The sequence below is a fragment of the Pseudomonas sp. S12(2018) genome (assembly GCF_024355235.1).
Classification (GTDB): Bacteria; Pseudomonadota; Gammaproteobacteria; order Pseudomonadales; family Pseudomonadaceae; genus Aquipseudomonas; species Aquipseudomonas palmensis.
Map to the genome: position 1 here is coordinate 112,747 of NZ_QLAD01000011.1, position 16,177 is coordinate 128,923.

General features: G+C 65.0%; 14 protein-coding genes. 8 read left to right on the forward strand and 6 right to left on the reverse strand.

The window, feature by feature from the left end:
* Window positions 1-69: 69 nt before the first annotated feature.
* The 5 genes from DN388_RS23140 (at window position 70) to DN388_RS23160 (ending at window position 5,550) form a co-directional block, all read left to right on the forward strand.
* A complete protein-coding gene (locus tag DN388_RS23140) occupies window positions 70-675 on the forward strand; it encodes a tRNA-(ms[2]io[6]A)-hydroxylase (RefSeq protein ID WP_043863067.1) in 606 nt (201 codons plus the stop codon).
* 191 nt (window positions 676-866) lie between these two features.
* On the forward strand, window positions 867-1,340 hold the full coding sequence (locus tag DN388_RS23145; protein WP_255002201.1) for a MarR family winged helix-turn-helix transcriptional regulator: 474 nt from the start codon (window positions 867-869) through the stop codon (window positions 1,338-1,340).
* Entirely contained in the window at window positions 1,337-2,803 is a 1,467-nt protein-coding gene (locus DN388_RS23150; RefSeq protein ID WP_088515681.1) for an efflux transporter outer membrane subunit, read from the forward strand. The genes DN388_RS23145 and DN388_RS23150 overlap by 4 nt, the downstream gene beginning before the upstream one ends.
* 18 nt (window positions 2,804-2,821) lie before the next feature.
* On the forward strand, window positions 2,822-4,024 hold the full coding sequence (locus tag DN388_RS23155) for an HlyD family efflux transporter periplasmic adaptor subunit (protein ID WP_043863064.1): 1,203 nt from the start codon (window positions 2,822-2,824) through the stop codon (window positions 4,022-4,024).
* Window positions 4,021-5,550: a DHA2 family efflux MFS transporter permease subunit gene (locus DN388_RS23160; RefSeq protein ID WP_043863063.1), complete on the forward strand. Its 1,530-nt coding sequence runs from the start codon at window positions 4,021-4,023 to the stop codon at window positions 5,548-5,550. The genes DN388_RS23155 and DN388_RS23160 overlap by 4 nt, the downstream gene beginning before the upstream one ends.
* 76 nt (window positions 5,551-5,626) lie before the next feature.
* Here the strand turns inward: DN388_RS23160 and lpxH are convergent, their stop codons facing one another.
* Both lpxH and DN388_RS23170 read right to left on the reverse strand, forming a co-directional pair.
* On the reverse strand, window positions 5,627-6,349 hold the full coding sequence (lpxH, locus tag DN388_RS23165; RefSeq protein WP_043863062.1) for a UDP-2,3-diacylglucosamine diphosphatase: 723 nt from the start codon (window positions 6,347-6,349) through the stop codon (window positions 5,627-5,629).
* A complete protein-coding gene (locus DN388_RS23170; protein WP_043863061.1) occupies window positions 6,346-6,849 on the reverse strand; it encodes a peptidylprolyl isomerase in 504 nt (167 codons plus the stop codon). The genes lpxH and DN388_RS23170 overlap by 4 nt, the downstream gene beginning before the upstream one ends.
* Window positions 6,850-7,085: 236 nt before the next feature.
* Between DN388_RS23170 and DN388_RS23175 the strand changes: the two genes are divergently transcribed.
* Together DN388_RS23175 and cysS are read left to right on the forward strand one after the other, a co-directional pair.
* Window positions 7,086-8,789: a glutamine--tRNA ligase/YqeY domain fusion protein gene (locus DN388_RS23175; protein ID WP_255002209.1), complete on the forward strand. Its 1,704-nt coding sequence runs from the start codon at window positions 7,086-7,088 to the stop codon at window positions 8,787-8,789.
* Window positions 8,790-8,799: 10 nt separating this feature from the next.
* Window positions 8,800-10,182, forward strand: a complete 1,383-nt coding sequence (cysS, locus tag DN388_RS23180) for a cysteine--tRNA ligase (RefSeq protein WP_043863059.1) — start codon at window positions 8,800-8,802, stop codon at window positions 10,180-10,182.
* Window positions 10,183-10,285: 103 nt separating this feature from the next.
* On the opposite strand, the gene DN388_RS23185 is transcribed toward cysS, so the two are convergent.
* The 3 genes from DN388_RS23185 to DN388_RS23195 all read right to left on the reverse strand — a co-directional run bounded on the left by DN388_RS23185 (window position 10,286) and on the right by DN388_RS23195 (window position 13,522).
* On the reverse strand, window positions 10,286-11,674 hold the full coding sequence (locus DN388_RS23185) for a HAMP domain-containing sensor histidine kinase (protein WP_054915700.1): 1,389 nt from the start codon (window positions 11,672-11,674) through the stop codon (window positions 10,286-10,288).
* The gene (locus tag DN388_RS23190) at window positions 11,652-12,332 is read right to left on the reverse strand and encodes a response regulator transcription factor (protein WP_043863057.1); all 681 of its coding nucleotides are present in this window, start codon (window positions 12,330-12,332) and stop codon (window positions 11,652-11,654) included. The genes DN388_RS23185 and DN388_RS23190 overlap by 23 nt, the downstream gene beginning before the upstream one ends.
* A gap of 170 nt (window positions 12,333-12,502) precedes the next feature.
* Window positions 12,503-13,522, reverse strand: a complete 1,020-nt coding sequence (locus DN388_RS23195; RefSeq protein ID WP_043863056.1) for a branched-chain amino acid aminotransferase — start codon at window positions 13,520-13,522, stop codon at window positions 12,503-12,505.
* 375 nt (window positions 13,523-13,897) lie between these two features.
* Here DN388_RS23195 and DN388_RS23200 point away from each other — a divergent pair, with 375 nt between their 5' ends.
* Window positions 13,898-14,428 (forward strand): cysteine hydrolase family protein, encoded by a 531-nt coding sequence (locus DN388_RS23200; RefSeq protein ID WP_255002216.1) that lies wholly within the window; start codon window positions 13,898-13,900, stop codon window positions 14,426-14,428.
* On the opposite strand, the gene DN388_RS23205 is transcribed toward DN388_RS23200, so the two are convergent.
* Window positions 14,339-16,012 (reverse strand): ABC-F family ATP-binding cassette domain-containing protein, encoded by a 1,674-nt coding sequence (locus DN388_RS23205; protein WP_255002219.1) that lies wholly within the window; start codon window positions 16,010-16,012, stop codon window positions 14,339-14,341. The two genes, DN388_RS23200 and DN388_RS23205, sit on opposite strands and share 90 nt — an antisense overlap.
* Window positions 16,013-16,177: the final 165 nt, after the last annotated feature.

Genomic DNA, 16,177 nt, shown 5'->3' on the forward strand with positions numbered 1-16,177 from the left:
ACTGGTGATCGCCACTGCCGCCGGTATAATCGCCGGTCTTGTCGACACTCCATGCCCGTTTGTGAGCCTATGTCCCTTATTCCCGAAATCGAAGCCTTCCTCGCCTGCCGCACCCCGGATGCCTGGGTCGATGCCGCCCTGGCCGACCAGGAGACGATGCTGATCGACCACAAGAACTGCGAGTTCAAGGCCGCCAGCACGGCGCTGAGCCTGATTGCCAAGTACAACACGCATGTCGACCTGATCAACATGATGTCGCGCCTGGCCCGCGAGGAGCTGGTGCATCACGAGCAGGTGCTGCGCCTGATGAAGAAGCGCAAGGTGGCCTTGCGCCCATTGTCGGCAGGGCGCTATGCCTCGGGGCTGCGCAAGGTGGTGCGCGCGCACGAGCCGGTGAAGCTGGTGGACACGCTGGTGGTCGGCGCGTTCATCGAGGCGCGCAGCTGCGAGCGCTTTGCTGCGGTGGTGCCGCACCTGGACGAGGAACTGGGCAAGTTCTACCACGGGCTGCTCAAGAGCGAGGCGCGCCATTACCAGGGGTACCTGAAGCTGGCGTATCAGTATGGCGAAGCGGCGGATGTGGAGCGCACCGTGGAGCGGGTGCGCGAGGTGGAAGCCGAACTGATCACCACGCCGGACGTGGAGTTTCGCTTCCATAGCGGCGTGCCGGCCTGAAAACATCGCGGGCCAAGCCCGCGCCCACAGGCTGATGACCCATCCTGTGGGAGCGGGCTCTACCCGCGATACGGGCGCCGCAATACCTCCTTTTGTCGAGCAAATAGAAAGCAAGCTAATTAATGCTTGGCCATTCGCTGCCTGAGCAGTAATATCTGCGGCATCCACTGCCTAAGCAGGTATCTCTCTTCATGCAGCACTTCACCCCCGAAAACTTCCAGTCCTGCACCATCGGCATGCTCCTGGGGCGCGCCGCACTGGTGAAGGACCGCATTCTGGACAGCCACCTGCAGGACTTCGGCGTCACCGCCGCGCAGTTCAAGGTGCTGATCATCGTGTCCCAGTACGGGGTCGATACCCCCGCCGAACTGTGCCGTTTCCTCAGCCTGGACAGCGGGTCGATGACGCGCATGCTCGATCGTCTGGAGCAGAAGGGCCTGATCGCCCGCAGCCGCTGCCCGCAGGACCGGCGCCAGGTACGTCTGGAGCTCACCGCCGATGGCGATGTGCTGGCCGGCCAGTTGCCCCAGATCGGTGCTTCGGCGATAAACGAGCTGGTTGGCGTGCTGGCCCCGGACGAGCTCAAGACCCTGGAAAAAATTCTGACCAAGGTGCTGCTGGCGGCCGGCGATGCCGTCACCGCTCTGCGCGTGGAGGCCCAATGAAACCACGAGCCCTGCGTGCCGGTGCAAGCCTGCTGGTGCTTGCCCTGAGCCTGGCCGGTTGCGCCAACTACAGTGGCCTCGATACCCAGGGCCGGCGCCTCGGCGCCGCCGACCTGCAGGCTGGCAAGACCCTCGGCGGCGTTGCCCTGTCGCCTGCGGCCTGGCCCAAGGGCGACTGGTGGACCCGCCTTGGCGACCCGCAACTGGACAGCCTGATCGGCGAGGCCTTGCGCGACAGCCCCGACATGCAGGTTGCCAGCGCCCGTGCCCATCAGGCCAGCGCCGCGGCCTACGCTGCCGACGCCGAGCGCATGCCCACGCTGGATGCCAGCGCCGGGGTCAGCCGCTCGCGCCTGGCCCGTGACCAGGACCCGACGGGGCAGGGCGGCAGCTACTCCACCCTGCGCAGCCTGAGCGCGACCTTCAACTACACCTTCGATCTCTGGGGTGGGCAACGCGATGCCTGGGAAGCCGCCCTGGGCCAGGCCCGTGCCGCCGAGGTGGACCGCCAGGCCGCACAACTGACCCTGGCCGCCGACGTTGCCCGTGCCTACAGCCAGCTGGGCCAGGCGCACATCGTCAACGACCTGACCCAGGAAGACCTCAAGCGTACCCGCCAGATGCTCGAACTCAGCCAGCGCCGGCTGGCCTCGGGTATCGACAGCCAGTACCAGCTGCAGCAGACCGAAAGCCTGGAGGCCAGCTCCCAGGAGCAGGCCATCAATGCCCAGAAGCAGCTACGCAGCGCGCAGATCGCGCTGGCGGTGCTGCTGGGCAAGGGCCCCGACCGTGGCCAGCAGATCGCCCGCCCCAATGTGCTCAAGCCTGCTGCGGTGGCGCTGCCCTCGGTGCTGCCGGCCGAGTTGCTGGGCCGGCGTCCGGACCTGGTGGCCGCGCGCTGGCGGGTCGAGGCGGCGAGCAAGTCGATCGATGCGAGCAAGACACGCTTCTACCCCAACCTCAACCTGAGCGCCGCCGCCGGCACCCAGGCACTGCTGGGTGATGCGATTTTCGGCGCGCCGAGCCGCTTCTTCAACATCGCCCCGACCGTGTCGCTGCCGATTTTCGACGGCGGGCGCCTGCGCGCCGACCTCGATGCCCGTGATGCCGACTACGACCTGGCCGTGGCGCAATACAACAAGAGCCTGGTGCGTGCACTGGGCGAGGTCAGCGACAGCATCGACCAGCTGCATGCACTGGGCCAGCAGATTGCAGCCAAGCAACGTGCCACCGACATCGCCCAGCAGTCCTACGACACCGTGATGCAGCGCTATGGCTCCGGCATCGGCAACTACCTGGATGTGCTGAGCATCGAACAGCAGCTGCTGCAGTCGCAGCGTCAGCTGGCCGAACTGAACGCCGAACAGATCGACCTGTCGATCCAGTTGATGCAGGCGCTGGGGGGCGGCTACCAGGCCGACACCCAGGCCGCCGCATTGCCCTCGACTTCCCGCAATCAATAAAACGCCAAGGTATTTCTCATGGCCACTGCATCCTCCCCGGACACTGCCCCTACCGAGCAGGACCTCAACAATCAGCGCAAGCGCAAGACGCTGCTGCTCGGGCTGCTGGTGCTCGTACTCGTGCTTGGCGCCGGTGTGTGGGCCTGGCACGAGCTCTACGGGCGCTGGAGCGAAAACACCGACGACGCCTATGTGAACGGCAACGTGGTGGAAATCACCCCGCTGGTCACCGGCACCGTCACCAGCATCGGCGCCGACGATGGCGACCTGGTGCACGCCGGCCAGGTGCTGATCCAGTTCGACCCGAGCGACACCGAGGTCGGCCTGCAGAGCGCCGAGGCCAAGCTGGCCCGCGCCGTGCGCCAGGTGCGTGGGCTTTACAGCAACGTCGACGGGCAGAAGGCCCAGGTGGCGGCGCGCAAGGCCGAGCTGCAGAAGGCCCAGGAAAACTACAACCGACGCAAGACCCTGGCCGCCGGCGGGGCGATCTCGCAGGAGGAGCTGTCCCACGCCCGTGACGACCTGGCATCGGCACAAAGCGCGCTGAGCAATGCCCAGCAGCAGCTCAACACCACCACCGCGCTGGTCGACGACACCGTGGTCTCCTCGCACCCCGAAGTGCAGGCTGCCGCCGCCGACCTGCGCCAGGCCTACCTGGACAATGCCCGCACCACCCTGGTGGCGCCGGTCACCGGCTATGTGGCCAAGCGTACGGTGCAACTGGGCCAGCGCCTGCAGCCGGGCACCGCGACCATGGCGGTGATTCCGCTGGACCAGCTGTGGATCGACGCCAACTTCAAGGAAACCCAGCTGCGCAACATGCGTATCGGTCAGCCGGTGGACATCGTTGCCGACCTGTACGGCAGCGACGTGAAGTACAGCGGCACCATCGACAGCCTGGGCGCCGGTACCGGCAGCGCCTTCGCCCTGCTGCCGGCGCAGAACGCCACCGGCAACTGGATCAAGATCGTCCAGCGCGTGCCGGTGCGGATCCACATCAACCCCGAGCAACTGGCCGAACACCCGCTGCGGATCGGCCTGTCGACCCAGGTCGACGTCGACCTGCACGACCAGAGCGGCCCGGTGCTGGCGCAACAGCCGCCGCAGAAAGCCTCGTTCGCCACCCAGGTGTACGACCGCCAGCTGGTGGAGGCCGATACCCTGATCGCGCGCCTGATCCATGACAACAGCGCCGCCAGCGGCAAGACTGCGCAGCGATGAGCGGGCAGGCTTCGTTCACCCCGCCAAGCCTGCTGCTGACCACCATCGGCCTGTCGCTGGCGACGTTCATGCAGGTGCTCGACACCACCATCGCCAACGTCGCCCTGCCTACCATCTCCGGCAACCTGGGGGTGAGTTCGGAGCAGGGCACCTGGGTCATCACCTCGTTCGCGGTGAGCAACGCGATAGCCTTGCCGCTGACCGGCTGGCTGAGCCGGCGCTTCGGCGAGGTGAAGCTGTTCATCTGGGCCACGCTGCTGTTCGTGCTGGCGTCGTTTCTGTGCGGTATCTCGCAATCGATGCCCGAGCTGGTCGGCTTTCGCGTGTTGCAGGGCGTGGTGGCCGGGCCGTTGTACCCCATGACCCAGACCCTGCTGATTGCGGTGTACCCCCCGGCCAAGCGGGGTATGGCCCTGGCGCTGCTGGCGATGGTCACGGTGGTGGCGCCGATTGCCGGGCCGATACTCGGTGGCTGGATCACCGACAGCTACAGCTGGCCGTGGATCTTCTTCATCAACGTGCCGATCGGCCTGTTCGCTGCCGCCGTGGTGCGTCAGCAGATGCGTACCCGGCCGGTGAGCACCAGCCGCCAGCCGATGGACTACATCGGGCTGCTGAGCCTGATCGTCGGGGTGGGGGCATTGCAGATCGTGCTCGACAAGGGCAATGACCTGGACTGGTTCGAGTCCAGTTTCATCGTCATCGGCAGCCTGATTTCGGTGGTGTTCCTGGCGGTGTTCATCATCTGGGAACTGACCGACAAGCACCCGGTGGTGAACCTGCGCCTGTTCGCCCACCGCAACTTTCGCATCGGCACCATTGTGCTGGTGGGCGGGTATGCGGGGTTCTTCGGCATCAACCTGATCCTGCCGCAATGGCTGCAGACCCAGATGGGCTACACCGCCACCTGGGCGGGGCTGGCGGTGGCGCCGATCGGCCTGCTGCCGGTGCTGATGTCGCCGTTCGTGGGCAAGTACGCGCACAAGTTCGACCTGCGTGTGCTGGCGGGGCTGGCGTTCGTGGCAATCGGTGCCAGCTGCTTCATGCGGGCAGGGTTCACCAACGAAGTGGACTTCCAGCACATCGCCCTGGTGCAGCTGTTCATGGGTATCGGCGTGGCGTTGTTCTTCATGCCCACCTTGAGCATCCTGCTTTCGGACCTGCCGCCGCAGCAGATCGCCGACGGCTCGGGGCTGGCGACCTTCCTGCGGACCCTGGGCGGCAGCTTTGCCGCGTCGCTGACCACCTGGATCTGGATTCGCCGGGCCGACCAGCACCATGCGTACCTGAGCGAAAGCATCAGTACCTATGAGCCGGCCACCCGTGACATGCTCGGCCACCTGGGCGGGGCGAACGGGCAGTCGTATGCGCAGCTGGAGCAGATGCTCAACAGCCAGGCGTACATGATGTCGACGGTGGATTACTTCACGTTGATGGGCTGGGTGTTCGTCGGGCTGGTGCTGCTGGTGTGGCTGGCCAAGCCGCCGTTCGCGGCCAAGGCCGGGCCGGCATCGGCGGGGCACTGAAAAAGGCTTCGCCGGCAAGGCCGGCTCCTACAGGGTTACGCAAAACCTGTAGGAGCCGGCCTTGCCGGCGAAGGGGTCAGGCAAAGTCGAAGGGTGCCAGCTGGAACCCTTGTTCATCCACCTGCAGCGCCCACCCCTGGCGATCCCAGTCGCCCAGCACGATACGCCGCGCCGGCGCATCGCCCACCATCAGCTTGTGGATCGCCGGGCGATGGGTGTGCCCATGCACCAGGGTGCGCACGCCATGCTGCTGCATCACCCGTGGTACCTCCTCGGGCGTCACATCGACAATGTCATTGGCCTTCATGCGCGTCTGCGCGCGGCTTTCGCTGCGCAGCTTGCGCGCAAGCTTGTGCCGCGTGCGCAACGGCAGGTGGCGCAGCACCCACAGGCTCACGGGGTTGCGCAGGTAACGGCGCAGCTTCATGTAGCCTTCGTCACGGGTGCACAGGCTGTCGCCATGCATCAGCAGCACCGGCTCGCCGCCCAGCTCGACCACGCTGGGGTCGGGTAGCAGGGTGGCGCCTGCGGCCTTGCAGAACGCCTGGCCGATGAGGAAGTCGCGGTTGCCGTGCATCAGGAACACCTGGGTGCCCGTGTCGCTCAGCGCACGCAAGGCCTGGCAGATCGACGCCTGGTAGGGCGTCATGGCATCGTCGCCTATCCAGGCCTCGAAAAAGTCCCCGAGAATGTACAGCGCTTGCGCGCTGCGGGCACGGGTGGCCAGCAGATCAAGAAACGCCCGGGTAATGTCCGGGCGTTCTTCTTGCAGGTGCAGATCGGAGATCAGCAGTATCACCCAATGATCTCGGCTTTCTCGATGATCACGTCTTCGGCTGGCACGTCCTGGTGGCCGGCTTTGGAACCGGTGGCAACGGCCTTGATCTTGTCGACCACGTCGGTGCCTTCGGTGACTTTGCCGAACACTGCATAACCCCAGCCCTGCACGTTCTTGCCGCTGTGGTTGAGGAAGCTGTTGTCGGCGACGTTGATGAAGAACTGCGCCGAGGCCGAATGCGGCTCCATGGTACGGGCCATGGCGATGGTGTACTTGTCGTTGCTCAGGCCGTTGTCGGCTTCGTTCTGGATGCTCGGGCGCTTGTCTTTCTTCTCTTTCATGCCCGGCTCGAAACCGCCGCCCTGGATCATGAAGTTGCCGATGACGCGGTGGAACACGGTGTTCTCGTAGTGACCGGCTTTGACGTACTCGATGAAGTTGGCCACGGTGATCGGGGCTTTCTCGGCGTTCAGCTCGATGACGATGTCACCGTGATTGGTGGTCAGTTTGACTTGGGTCATGCTCAAATTCTCGCTTTTCAGGCATTCAAGAAATGGGTGCGCAGGATCGCGTAGTAACCCTGACGCACAGTTTACAGGCCACGATACGCACGTCACGGCAGTTTTTTTGCCCGGCCAGCCGAATATAGCGCCAGTTTGTCGGCGCTGCCCTGTCGGCAGCTCGGGCGCTTGGGCTATGATAAGCGCTTTGATTCAGTCGGCCTACCCGGGCCGTGTACCGGTATTTCAAGGATCCTATGAGCAAGCCCACCGCTGACAACGCTCCCAACGCCGCTGCCAAAGGCGCGCCCGCCGTCCCTGTGAACTTCCTGCGTCCGATCGTGCAGGCCGACCTGGATTCGGGCAAGCACACCAGCATCGTCACCCGTTTCCCGCCGGAGCCCAACGGCTACCTGCACATTGGTCACGCCAAGTCGATCTGCGTGAACTTCGGCCTGGCCCAGGAATTCGGCGGTGCCTGTCACCTGCGCTTCGATGACACCAACCCGGCCAAAGAGGACCAGGAGTACATCGACGCCATCCAGCGTGACGTCAAGTGGCTGGGCTTCGAGTGGACCGGCCCGGTGCGCTATGCCTCGCAGTACTTCGAGCAGTTGCATGCGTGGGCGGTCGACCTGATCAAGTCGGGCAATGCCTATGTGTGCGACCTGACCCCGGAGCAGGCCCGCGAGTACCGCGGCAACCTGACCGAGCCGGGCAAGAACAGCCCGTTCCGCGAGCGCAGCGTCGAGGAAAACCTCGACCTGTTCGCGCGCATGAAGGCTGGCGAGTTCCAGGATGGCGAGCGCGTGCTGCGCGCCAAGATCGACATGGCCTCGCCGAACATGAACCTGCGCGACCCGATCCTGTACCGCATCCGCCATGCCCATCATCACCAGACCGGTGACACCTGGTGCATCTACCCGATCTACGACTTCACCCATGGCCAGTCGGACGCCATCGAGGGCATCACCCACTCGATCTGCACCCTGGAGTTCGAAAGCCATCGTCCGTTGTACGAGTGGTTCCTCGACCACCTGCCGGTGCCGTGCAAGCCGCGCCAGTACGAGTTCAGCCGCCTGAACCTGAACTACACCATCACCAGCAAGCGCAAGCTCAAGCAACTGGTGGACGAGCAGCACGTACAGGGCTGGGACGACCCGCGCATGTCCACGCTGTCGGGCTTCCGCCGTCGTGGCTACACCCCGGCGTCTATCCGCAATTTCTGCGAGATGGTCGGCACCAACCGTTCCGACGGCGTGGTCGACATGTCGATGCTCGAATTTAGCATCCGTGACGACCTGGACCGCACCGCGCCACGGGCCATGTGCGTACTGCGCCCGCTGAAGGTAGTCATCACCAACTACCCCGAAGGCCAGGTCGAGCAGCTCGAACTGCCGCGTCACCCCAAGGAAGACATGGGCGTGCGTGCACTGCCGTTCGCCCGCGAGATCTACATCGACCGCGACGACTTCATGGAAGAGCCGCCCAAGGGCTACAAGCGCCTGGAGCCGGCCGGTGAAGTGCGCCTGCGTGGCAGCTACGTGATCCGCGCCGACGAGGCGATCAAGGATGCCGAGGGCATCATCGTCGAGCTGCGCTGCTCGTACGACCCCGACACCCTGGGCAAGAACCCCGAGGGCCGCAAGGTCAAGGGTGTGATCCACTGGGTGCCGGCCGCGGCCAGCGTCGAGTGCGAAGTACGTCTGTATGACCGCCTGTTCCGTTCGGCCAACCCCGAGAAGACCGACGACGGCGGCAGCTTCCTTGACAACATCAATCCCGATTCGCTGCAGGTGCTGAGCGGTTGTCGTGCGGAACCTTCGCTGGGCCAGGCCCAGCCCGAAGACCGCTTCCAGTTCGAGCGCGAAGGCTACTTCTGCGTCGACCTGAAAGACTCCACGCCGGGTAAGCCGGTGTTCAACCGCACCGTGACCCTGCGCGATTCGTGGGGCAGCTAAGGAACTCTACGTGCTAAGCATCTACAACACCCTGAGCAAGACCAAGGAAGTTTTCGTTCCGCTCGATGGCAACAAGGTTCGCATGTACGTGTGCGGCATGACCGTGTACGACTTCTGCCACCTGGGCCATGGGCGCAGCATGGTCGCGTTCGACCTGGTCACGCGCTGGCTGCGCTACAGCGGCTACGACCTGACCTATGTGCGCAACATCACCGACATCGACGACAAGATCATCAACCGCGCCAACCAGAACGGCGAATCGTTCGAAGCGCTGACCGCGCGCATGATCGACGCGATGCACGAGGACGAGCGCCGTCTGAACATCCTGCCGCCGGACCAGGAGCCGCGTGCCACCGACCACATCGCCGGCATGCACGCGATGATCCAGACCCTGATCGACAAGGGTTATGCCTACGCGCCGGGCAACGGCGACGTGTACTACCGCGTCGGCAAGTTCGTCGGCTACGGCAAGCTGTCGCGCAAGAAGATCGAAGACCTGCGCATCGGTGCCCGCATCGAGGTCGACGAGGCCAAGCAGGACCCGCTCGACTTCGTGCTGTGGAAGGGCGTCAAGCCCGGCGAGCCGAGCTGGGAATCGCCGTGGGGCCCGGGCCGTCCGGGCTGGCACATCGAGTGCTCGGTGATGTCGACCTGCTGCCTGGGCGAGAGCTTCGACATTCACGGTGGCGGCAACGACCTGGAGTTCCCGCACCACGAGAACGAGATTGCCCAGAGCGAGGCGGCCACCGGCAAGCAGTACGCCAAGGCGTGGATGCATTGCGGCATGATCCGTATCAATGGCGAGAAGATGTCCAAGTCGTTGAACAACTTCTTCACCATTCGCGACGTGCTCGACAAGTATCACCCGGAGGTGGTGCGCTACCTGCTGGTGTCGAGCCACTACCGCAGCTCGATCAACTACTCCGAGGACAGCCTGCGCGAAGCCAAGGGCGCCCTGGAGCGCTTCTACCATGCGCTGCGCGGCTTGCCGCGCGTGGCCGCACAAGGTGGCGAGGCGTATGTCGAGCGTTTTGCCGCGGCCATGAACGACGACTTCGGCACGCCTGAAGCCTGTGCGGTGCTGTTCGACCTGGTGCGCGAGATCAACCGCGTGCGCGAGGCCGAGCCTGAGGTGGCCGCTGGCCTGGCGGGCCGCTTGCGCGAGCTGGCCGAACTGCTGGGCGTGTTGCAGCTGGAGGCCGACGACTTCCTGCAGGCGGGCGCCGAAGGCAAGGTCGATGCGGCTGAAGTGGAGGCGTTGATCCAGGCGCGTCTGCAGGCACGTACCGACAAGAACTGGGCCGAATCGGACCGCATCCGCGACCAGCTGACCGCCATGGGCGTGGTGCTGGAAGACGGCAAGGGCACGACGACCTGGCGCCTGGCTGACTGATCGCGCTGCCCTCATCGCGGGTCGAGCCCGCTCCCACAGGTTGATCACTGTGCTCTAGATCAGTGATCAACCTGTGGGAGCGGGCTCGACCCGCGATGAGGCCCTAACTGGCCACCTTCGGCCGACACTGCAACACCAGCCGCGCCCCGCCCAATTCGCTGTCTCCTACCTCCAGCTCAAACCCATGCAGGTCGACGATCGCTGCAACGATCGAAAGCCCCAGCCCGAACCCGTTGTGCCGATGACCTTCCTCGCTGCGGTAGAACCGCTTGAGCACGGCCTCGCGCTCGTCCGCCGGAATCCCCGGCCCGCTGTCCTCCACCTCGATCAGCACGCCCTGGGCGTCTTCACGGGCTCGCATCCGCACCTGACCACCGGCCGGGGTGAACTTGATGGCATTGCCCAGCAGGTTGGCCAGGGCCTCGAATAGCAGCTCGCGGTCGCCCTTGAGCGCCGGCAACTGGTCGGGCAGCACCAGGGTCAGGCGAATTTCGCCGTCCTCGGCCAGCGGCAGGTAGAAGTCATGCAGCTCTACCAGCAGGGCACGCGGGTCCAGCTCGACGAAGCCGGCACGGCGCTGGCGGTCTTCCAGTTCGCTGATGCGCAGCAACCCGCGAAAACGCGCCATCAGGGTGTCGGTTTCGCTGATGGCCTGGTCCATCTGGTCGGCCTGGATCGAGTCGTCGCCGACCTGCTGGCGGATCCGGTACAGCTGGGCCCGCAGGCGCGTCAGCGGGGTGCGCAGGTCGTGGGCAATGTTGTCGCACACGCCTTTGACCTCATGCATCAGCCGCTCGATGCGGTCGAGCATGGCGTTGACGATGGCTGCCAGCATGTCCAGTTCGTCACGGCGCGACGACAGCGGCAGACGGTGGGTGAGGTCGCCGGCCACGATCAGCTCGGCACTGGCCTGGATCGCCCTTATGCGCTTGAGCGGGCGGCGACGCAGCAGGTACCAGCCGGCGATGCCGGGAATGATGGTCAGCGACAGCCCCCACAGCAACGCATGCAGAATGATCCGCGTGACCACGAACAGCGAACCGTTGTCGCGTACCAGCACCAGCCAGCGGCCATCGCGCACCTTGAGCGCCACGGCATCACAGCTGTCTTTTGGCATGCGCGGGTCGTCGGCGTCCAGGCAGCGGCTGAGCTCGTGGATCCTGCCATCCAGGCCCAGCTCGGGCGGGATCTGGCGGATCTGCCCGCCCAGTGGGTTGAACTGCGCGTCGAACAGCCCGTAGGCATCGAAGCTGCGTTCGTCGAAGGCCTGGCTGGCGATCAGGGCGTCGTCGAGCTGCTTGCCGCTCATGTGTGCGAACAGATGCTGGCGCTGCAACAGGGAATGGCGGGTGAGCTTGTTCAGGTAGCCGGACACCTCGAAGTACAGCACCCCCATGAGGATGCTGCTCCAGGCCACGAACAGAAAGCTGTACAGCGCCAGCAGGCGGCTGGTGGACGAACTCCAGCCCTTAGACGGGTTCGGCAATGGCATAGCCGGAGCCCCGCACGGTGCGAATCAGCGGGGTTTGCCCGGCGGCGTCGATCTTCTTGCGCAGACGCCCGATGTGCACGTCGATCAGGTTGGTGCCGGGGTCGAAGTGATACCCCCAGACTTCCTCGAAGATCATCATGCGGGTGATGACCTGGCCGGCGTGGCGCATCAGGAATTCCAGCAGCTTGTACTCGGTGGGCAGCAGGTTGAGGGTCTGCTCACCGCGCCGGGCCTCGTGGCTTATCAGGTCCAGCTCCAGGTCGGCGACCTGCAGGCGGGTCTGGGCCATCGGCACGCTGTTGCGGCGCAGCAGCACTTCCACGCGCGCCGCCATCTCGTCGGAGGCAAACGGCTTGGTCAGGTAGTCGTCACCACCGGCGCGCAGGCCGCGCACGCGTTCGTCGACATCGGAGAGGGCGCTGATCATCAGGATCGGCGTGGCGATCTTGAGGTTGCGCAGGGTGGTGACGATGGTCAGGCCGTCGACTTCGGGCAGCATGCGGTCGAGGGTGATCAGGTCGTAGCCGCCGGCGATTGCCTTGGCCAGGCCTTCACGACCGTTGTCGGCCCAGTCGACCTCAAGGCCGTGGCTGGAGAGTTCGGCGACGATTTCCTGGCCGGTGACGGCATCGTCTTCGATAGTCAGTACGCGGGGCATGCTCTTACCTGGGCGGCGTGTGGAGACTCGATTGTGCCAAAGAATAGGCGGTGCCCGGGTTAAAGAAAAATTCATCTTGAAAAAGGGCTGCTGCGCAGCCAGTCACGGGTCGAGCCCGCTCCCACAAGGTTGCGATGAACCTGTGGGAGCGGGCTTGACCCGCGATGCATTCAGGCGACCTTGACGATCCAGCCCGCCGGCGCTTCGACATCACCGCTCTGGATACCGGTCAGCTCGGCGTAGAGCTTCTGGGTCACCGGACCGACTTCGGTCTCGCTGTGGAACACGTGCAGCTTGCCGTTGTACTGGATGCCGCCGATCGGGGTGATCACCGCAGCGGTGCCGCAGGCACCGGCTTCGATGAAGCGGTCCAGCTGGTTGATCAGCACGTCGCCCTCGATCACCTTCAGGCCCAGGCGCGATTCGGCCAGTTGCATCAGCGACAGGCGGGTGATGCCCGGCAGCACCGAGGCGGATTTCGGGGTCACGAACTCGTTGTTGGCGGTGATGCCGAAGAAGTTGGCCGAACCCACTTCCTCGATCTTGCTGTGGGTCAGCGGGTCGAGGTAGATGCAGTCGGCAAAGCCGGCCTTCTTGGCCTCATAGCCTGGTTGCAGGCTGGCTGCGTAGTTGCCACCGACCTTGGCGGCGCCGGTGCCCTGGGGCGCGGCACGGTCGAAATCGGAGATCAGGAACTTGTGCGGGGTCATGCCGCCCTTGAAGTACGAGCCAACCGGGATGGCGAAGATCGAGAAGATGAACTCCGGCGCGGTGCGTACGCCGATGTTGTCACCCACGCCGATCACGAACGGACGCAGGTACAGGGCGCCCTTGCCGTGCGGCGGTACGAAGCGTTCGTTGGCCTGGACCACCTGCTTGCAGGCCTCGATGAACTGTTCGGTCGGCACCCGCGGCATCAGCAGGCGATCGCAGCTGCGCTGCATGCGCAGGGCGTTCTGGTCGGGGCGGAACAGGTTGATCGAGCCATCCTTGCAGCGGTAGGCCTTCATGCCTTCGAAGCATTGCTGGCCGTAGTGCAGCGCGGTGGAGCCTTCGCTGATGTGCAGTACGTTGTCTTCGGTCAGGGTGCCCTTGTCCCACTCGCCATCACGGAAGTAGGAAAGGTAGCGCTTGTCGGTCTTGATGTAGTCAAAGCCCAGCTTGTCCCAGTTAATGCTCTCGTTACTCATGGCACCCTCGATCGGTTGGCAAATGCCTGTATGGTCAGGCCACGCATATTGCGCAAGCAGCCACGATAATACATCCCGTGCAGATCGGAAACGGGCAGATGCCGATTGCGCCGGTGCCCGGCCGCCAGCGCTTCAGGTCCGGCGTGACGAGCGTGAGTGGTCGCGCCGCCATGGGCTTGACCGACGCAGGGCTCGTGGAGCATTGTGCGTGACATGAATATCGACCTGTTGACCTCGACCCGCACCACCACGACCGCCATCGGCGGGCGATGGGTGGCTGTGTAAAGCGAACGCAGCAGGTCACCCAAGGCCCCGCCAGCAATGGACGGGGCCTTTTGGTTGGCGCGTCCGGCTGGCATCTTAAGGAGAGACACCATGCCCGTACGGCGCGCGTTACTGATTCTGGATATGCAGGTCGGCCTGTTCCATGGCCCCGAACAGCCCTGGCAGGGCGAGCGGATACTGGCCAACATCAACCGCCTGATCGGCACCGCCCGGGCGGCCCGGGCGCCGATATTCGTCGCGCGCCACACCGGCCCGCAGGGTTCGCCGATCGAGGCCGGCAGCACACCCTGGCAACTGCTCCCGGCGCTGGAGGTAGACGAGCAATACGACCGCGTGTTCGACAAGTTCCGGCCCAGTGCCTTCTGGAACACGCCGCTGCGTGAGTGGCTGCAGCAGGCGGGCGTTGAAGAGCTGGTGGTGGTCGGCATGAAAACCCAGTACTGCGTCGATACCAATTGCCGCGTTGCTGCCGAGCTGGGCGTGCGCCCGGTACTGGTCAGCGACGCGCACACCTGCATGGATACCCCCAGCCTAGGCGCCGAGGCCATCGTCGCCCATCACAACCTCACCCTGGGCAGTGGCTTTGCCACCTTGTGCGTCACCGAAGCCGTGCAGTTCTGATTGCGGCATGCACAGCTGCCCCTGCAACTGCAGGTGTTGCAGGAACACCAGGTCATGGGACGCCACCAGCAGGGTCCCCTGATACTGGCAGAGCATCTGTTCCAGGGCCTGCAACGATGGCAGGTCGAGGTGGTTGCTGGGTTCGTCGAGCAACAGCAGTTGCGCTGGCTGGTCGCTGTAGAGTACCGCGGCCAGCGCTGCCTTGAGCCGTTCGCCGCCACTGAGCAGGCCGCTGGGCAGGGTGATGCGGTCTGCATCCAGGCCCAGTTGCGCCAATCGGGTGCGCACGCTGCTCTGGTCGAGTTCACGGCACGCCTCGCGCACATGCTCCAGCACGCATACGCTCGGGTCGAGCAGGCTGCACTGCTGGTCCAGGTACGCCACGCTGGCGCGGGTCTCGCATTCACCCTTGCGGGGCGGCAGTTGCCCGGCCAGCACCTTGAGCAACGTGGATTTGCCGCTGCCGTTGGCGCCGGTGAGGGCAAGGCGCTGGCCGACATACAGCACCAGGTCGAGCGCGTGCGGATGCTCGATGTGGGGTAGCTCAAGGTCACGCAGCCAGGCGATCTGGCTGCCTGGCGGCAACTGACGTGCCGGCGCGTGCAGTACCACCGGCTGCTGCGGGTCCAGGCGTTGAGCGGCTTCACGCACCTGGGCGTCCATGGCCTGGCGCGTGGCCAGGTGGTTGCGCTGCTGCCTGCCTGCGGTGGCCTCGCTGCGTTGCTGTTGACGGTCGAGCAGGATCTTCGCCTGGTTGCTGTGCCTGGCCTCGTGGCCGGCCCTGGCCTGGTGGCGTTCGAGGCGCTCGTGTTGACGCTGCAGGTCGCGGGCCTGGCGCTGGCGTTCGAGCTTCAGACGCTCGAGATTGCGCTCGGCCAGTTCGGTGTCGCGGGCCTTGCAAGCGGTGAATGCGCTGTAGTCGCCCCCGTAGCTGTGCAGGCCCGAGGGCGACAGCTCGACGATGCGCTGCATGCTGGCGAGCAGCGTGCGGTCGTGGCTGATGACCAGCAGCCCCTTGTTCCAGCGTTCGAGCATGATCATCAGCGCGGCGCGGCTGGGGGCGTCCAGGTGGTTGGTGGGCTCGTCGAGAATCAGGTAGTCGGCGTCGCCGAGAAACGCACCCAGCAGTGCCACGCGCATGGCCTGGCCGCCGCTCAGCGTTTCGGCGGGGCGATCCCAGCGCAGCATGCCGAGCTGCTCGCGGGCCAGGTGGCTGTGCAGTTGCTCGCGTATGTTCCAGCGTTCGCCGACAGTCTCGAAGTCGCTCGCGGCGGTACTGCCAGCCTCGATGCGTTGGAGGGCTTCGATCACCTGACGTACCTGGGCCAGGTCGGCGACCGTGGTGCGGGAGGTGATCGGCTGTTGAGCGAGGTAGTGCACGCGCCCCTGGCGCAGGCAGCGGCCATCGCTGGGCTCGAGCTGACCGGCCATCAGGCGTGCGAGTATGGATTTGCCCACGCCGTTGCGCCCCACCAGGCCGGTGCGGCGCTGGTCGAAACGTTCGGTGAGGTTGGAAAACAGCAGCCTGCCGTCTGGCAGTGCATAGGTGACGCTGTCCAGCGTCAGGGATGACGTGTTCGTCATGCGAACCTCCAAGGATGCCTGGTGCTTCCCCCGGTGAAGGGGCTGAAGACGGGCCGTCTGAAACGACGGTGGCATCAATGGCGCATTGGACGAATACCTCGGGATGCGGGAAAAGGCCTGTAGTCTAAGGGGATAGCGGCAGTCGGTAAAGGCCCTCCAGTGCCA

Coding starts and splice junctions, on each gene's coding strand:
- DN388_RS23205 (WP_255002219.1), bottom strand. CDS start 16,012: ATGACGAACACGTCATCCCTGACGCTGGACAGCGTCACCTATGCACTG.
- DN388_RS23150 (WP_088515681.1), top strand. CDS start 1,337: ATGAAACCACGAGCCCTGCGTGCCGGTGCAAGCCTGCTGGTGCTTGCC.
- DN388_RS23185 (WP_054915700.1), bottom strand. CDS start 11,674: ATGCCATTGCCGAACCCGTCTAAGGGCTGGAGTTCGTCCACCAGCCGC.
- DN388_RS23140 (WP_043863067.1), top strand. CDS start 70: ATGTCCCTTATTCCCGAAATCGAAGCCTTCCTCGCCTGCCGCACCCCG.
- DN388_RS23155 (WP_043863064.1), top strand. CDS start 2,822: ATGGCCACTGCATCCTCCCCGGACACTGCCCCTACCGAGCAGGACCTC.
- DN388_RS23175 (WP_255002209.1), top strand. CDS start 7,086: ATGAGCAAGCCCACCGCTGACAACGCTCCCAACGCCGCTGCCAAAGGC.
- DN388_RS23200 (WP_255002216.1), top strand. CDS start 13,898: ATGCCCGTACGGCGCGCGTTACTGATTCTGGATATGCAGGTCGGCCTG.
- DN388_RS23145 (WP_255002201.1), top strand. CDS start 867: ATGCAGCACTTCACCCCCGAAAACTTCCAGTCCTGCACCATCGGCATG.
- DN388_RS23190 (WP_043863057.1), bottom strand. CDS start 12,332: ATGCCCCGCGTACTGACTATCGAAGACGATGCCGTCACCGGCCAGGAA.
- DN388_RS23160 (WP_043863063.1), top strand. CDS start 4,021: ATGAGCGGGCAGGCTTCGTTCACCCCGCCAAGCCTGCTGCTGACCACC.
- DN388_RS23195 (WP_043863056.1), bottom strand. CDS start 13,522: ATGAGTAACGAGAGCATTAACTGGGACAAGCTGGGCTTTGACTACATC.
- DN388_RS23170 (WP_043863061.1), bottom strand. CDS start 6,849: ATGACCCAAGTCAAACTGACCACCAATCACGGTGACATCGTCATCGAG.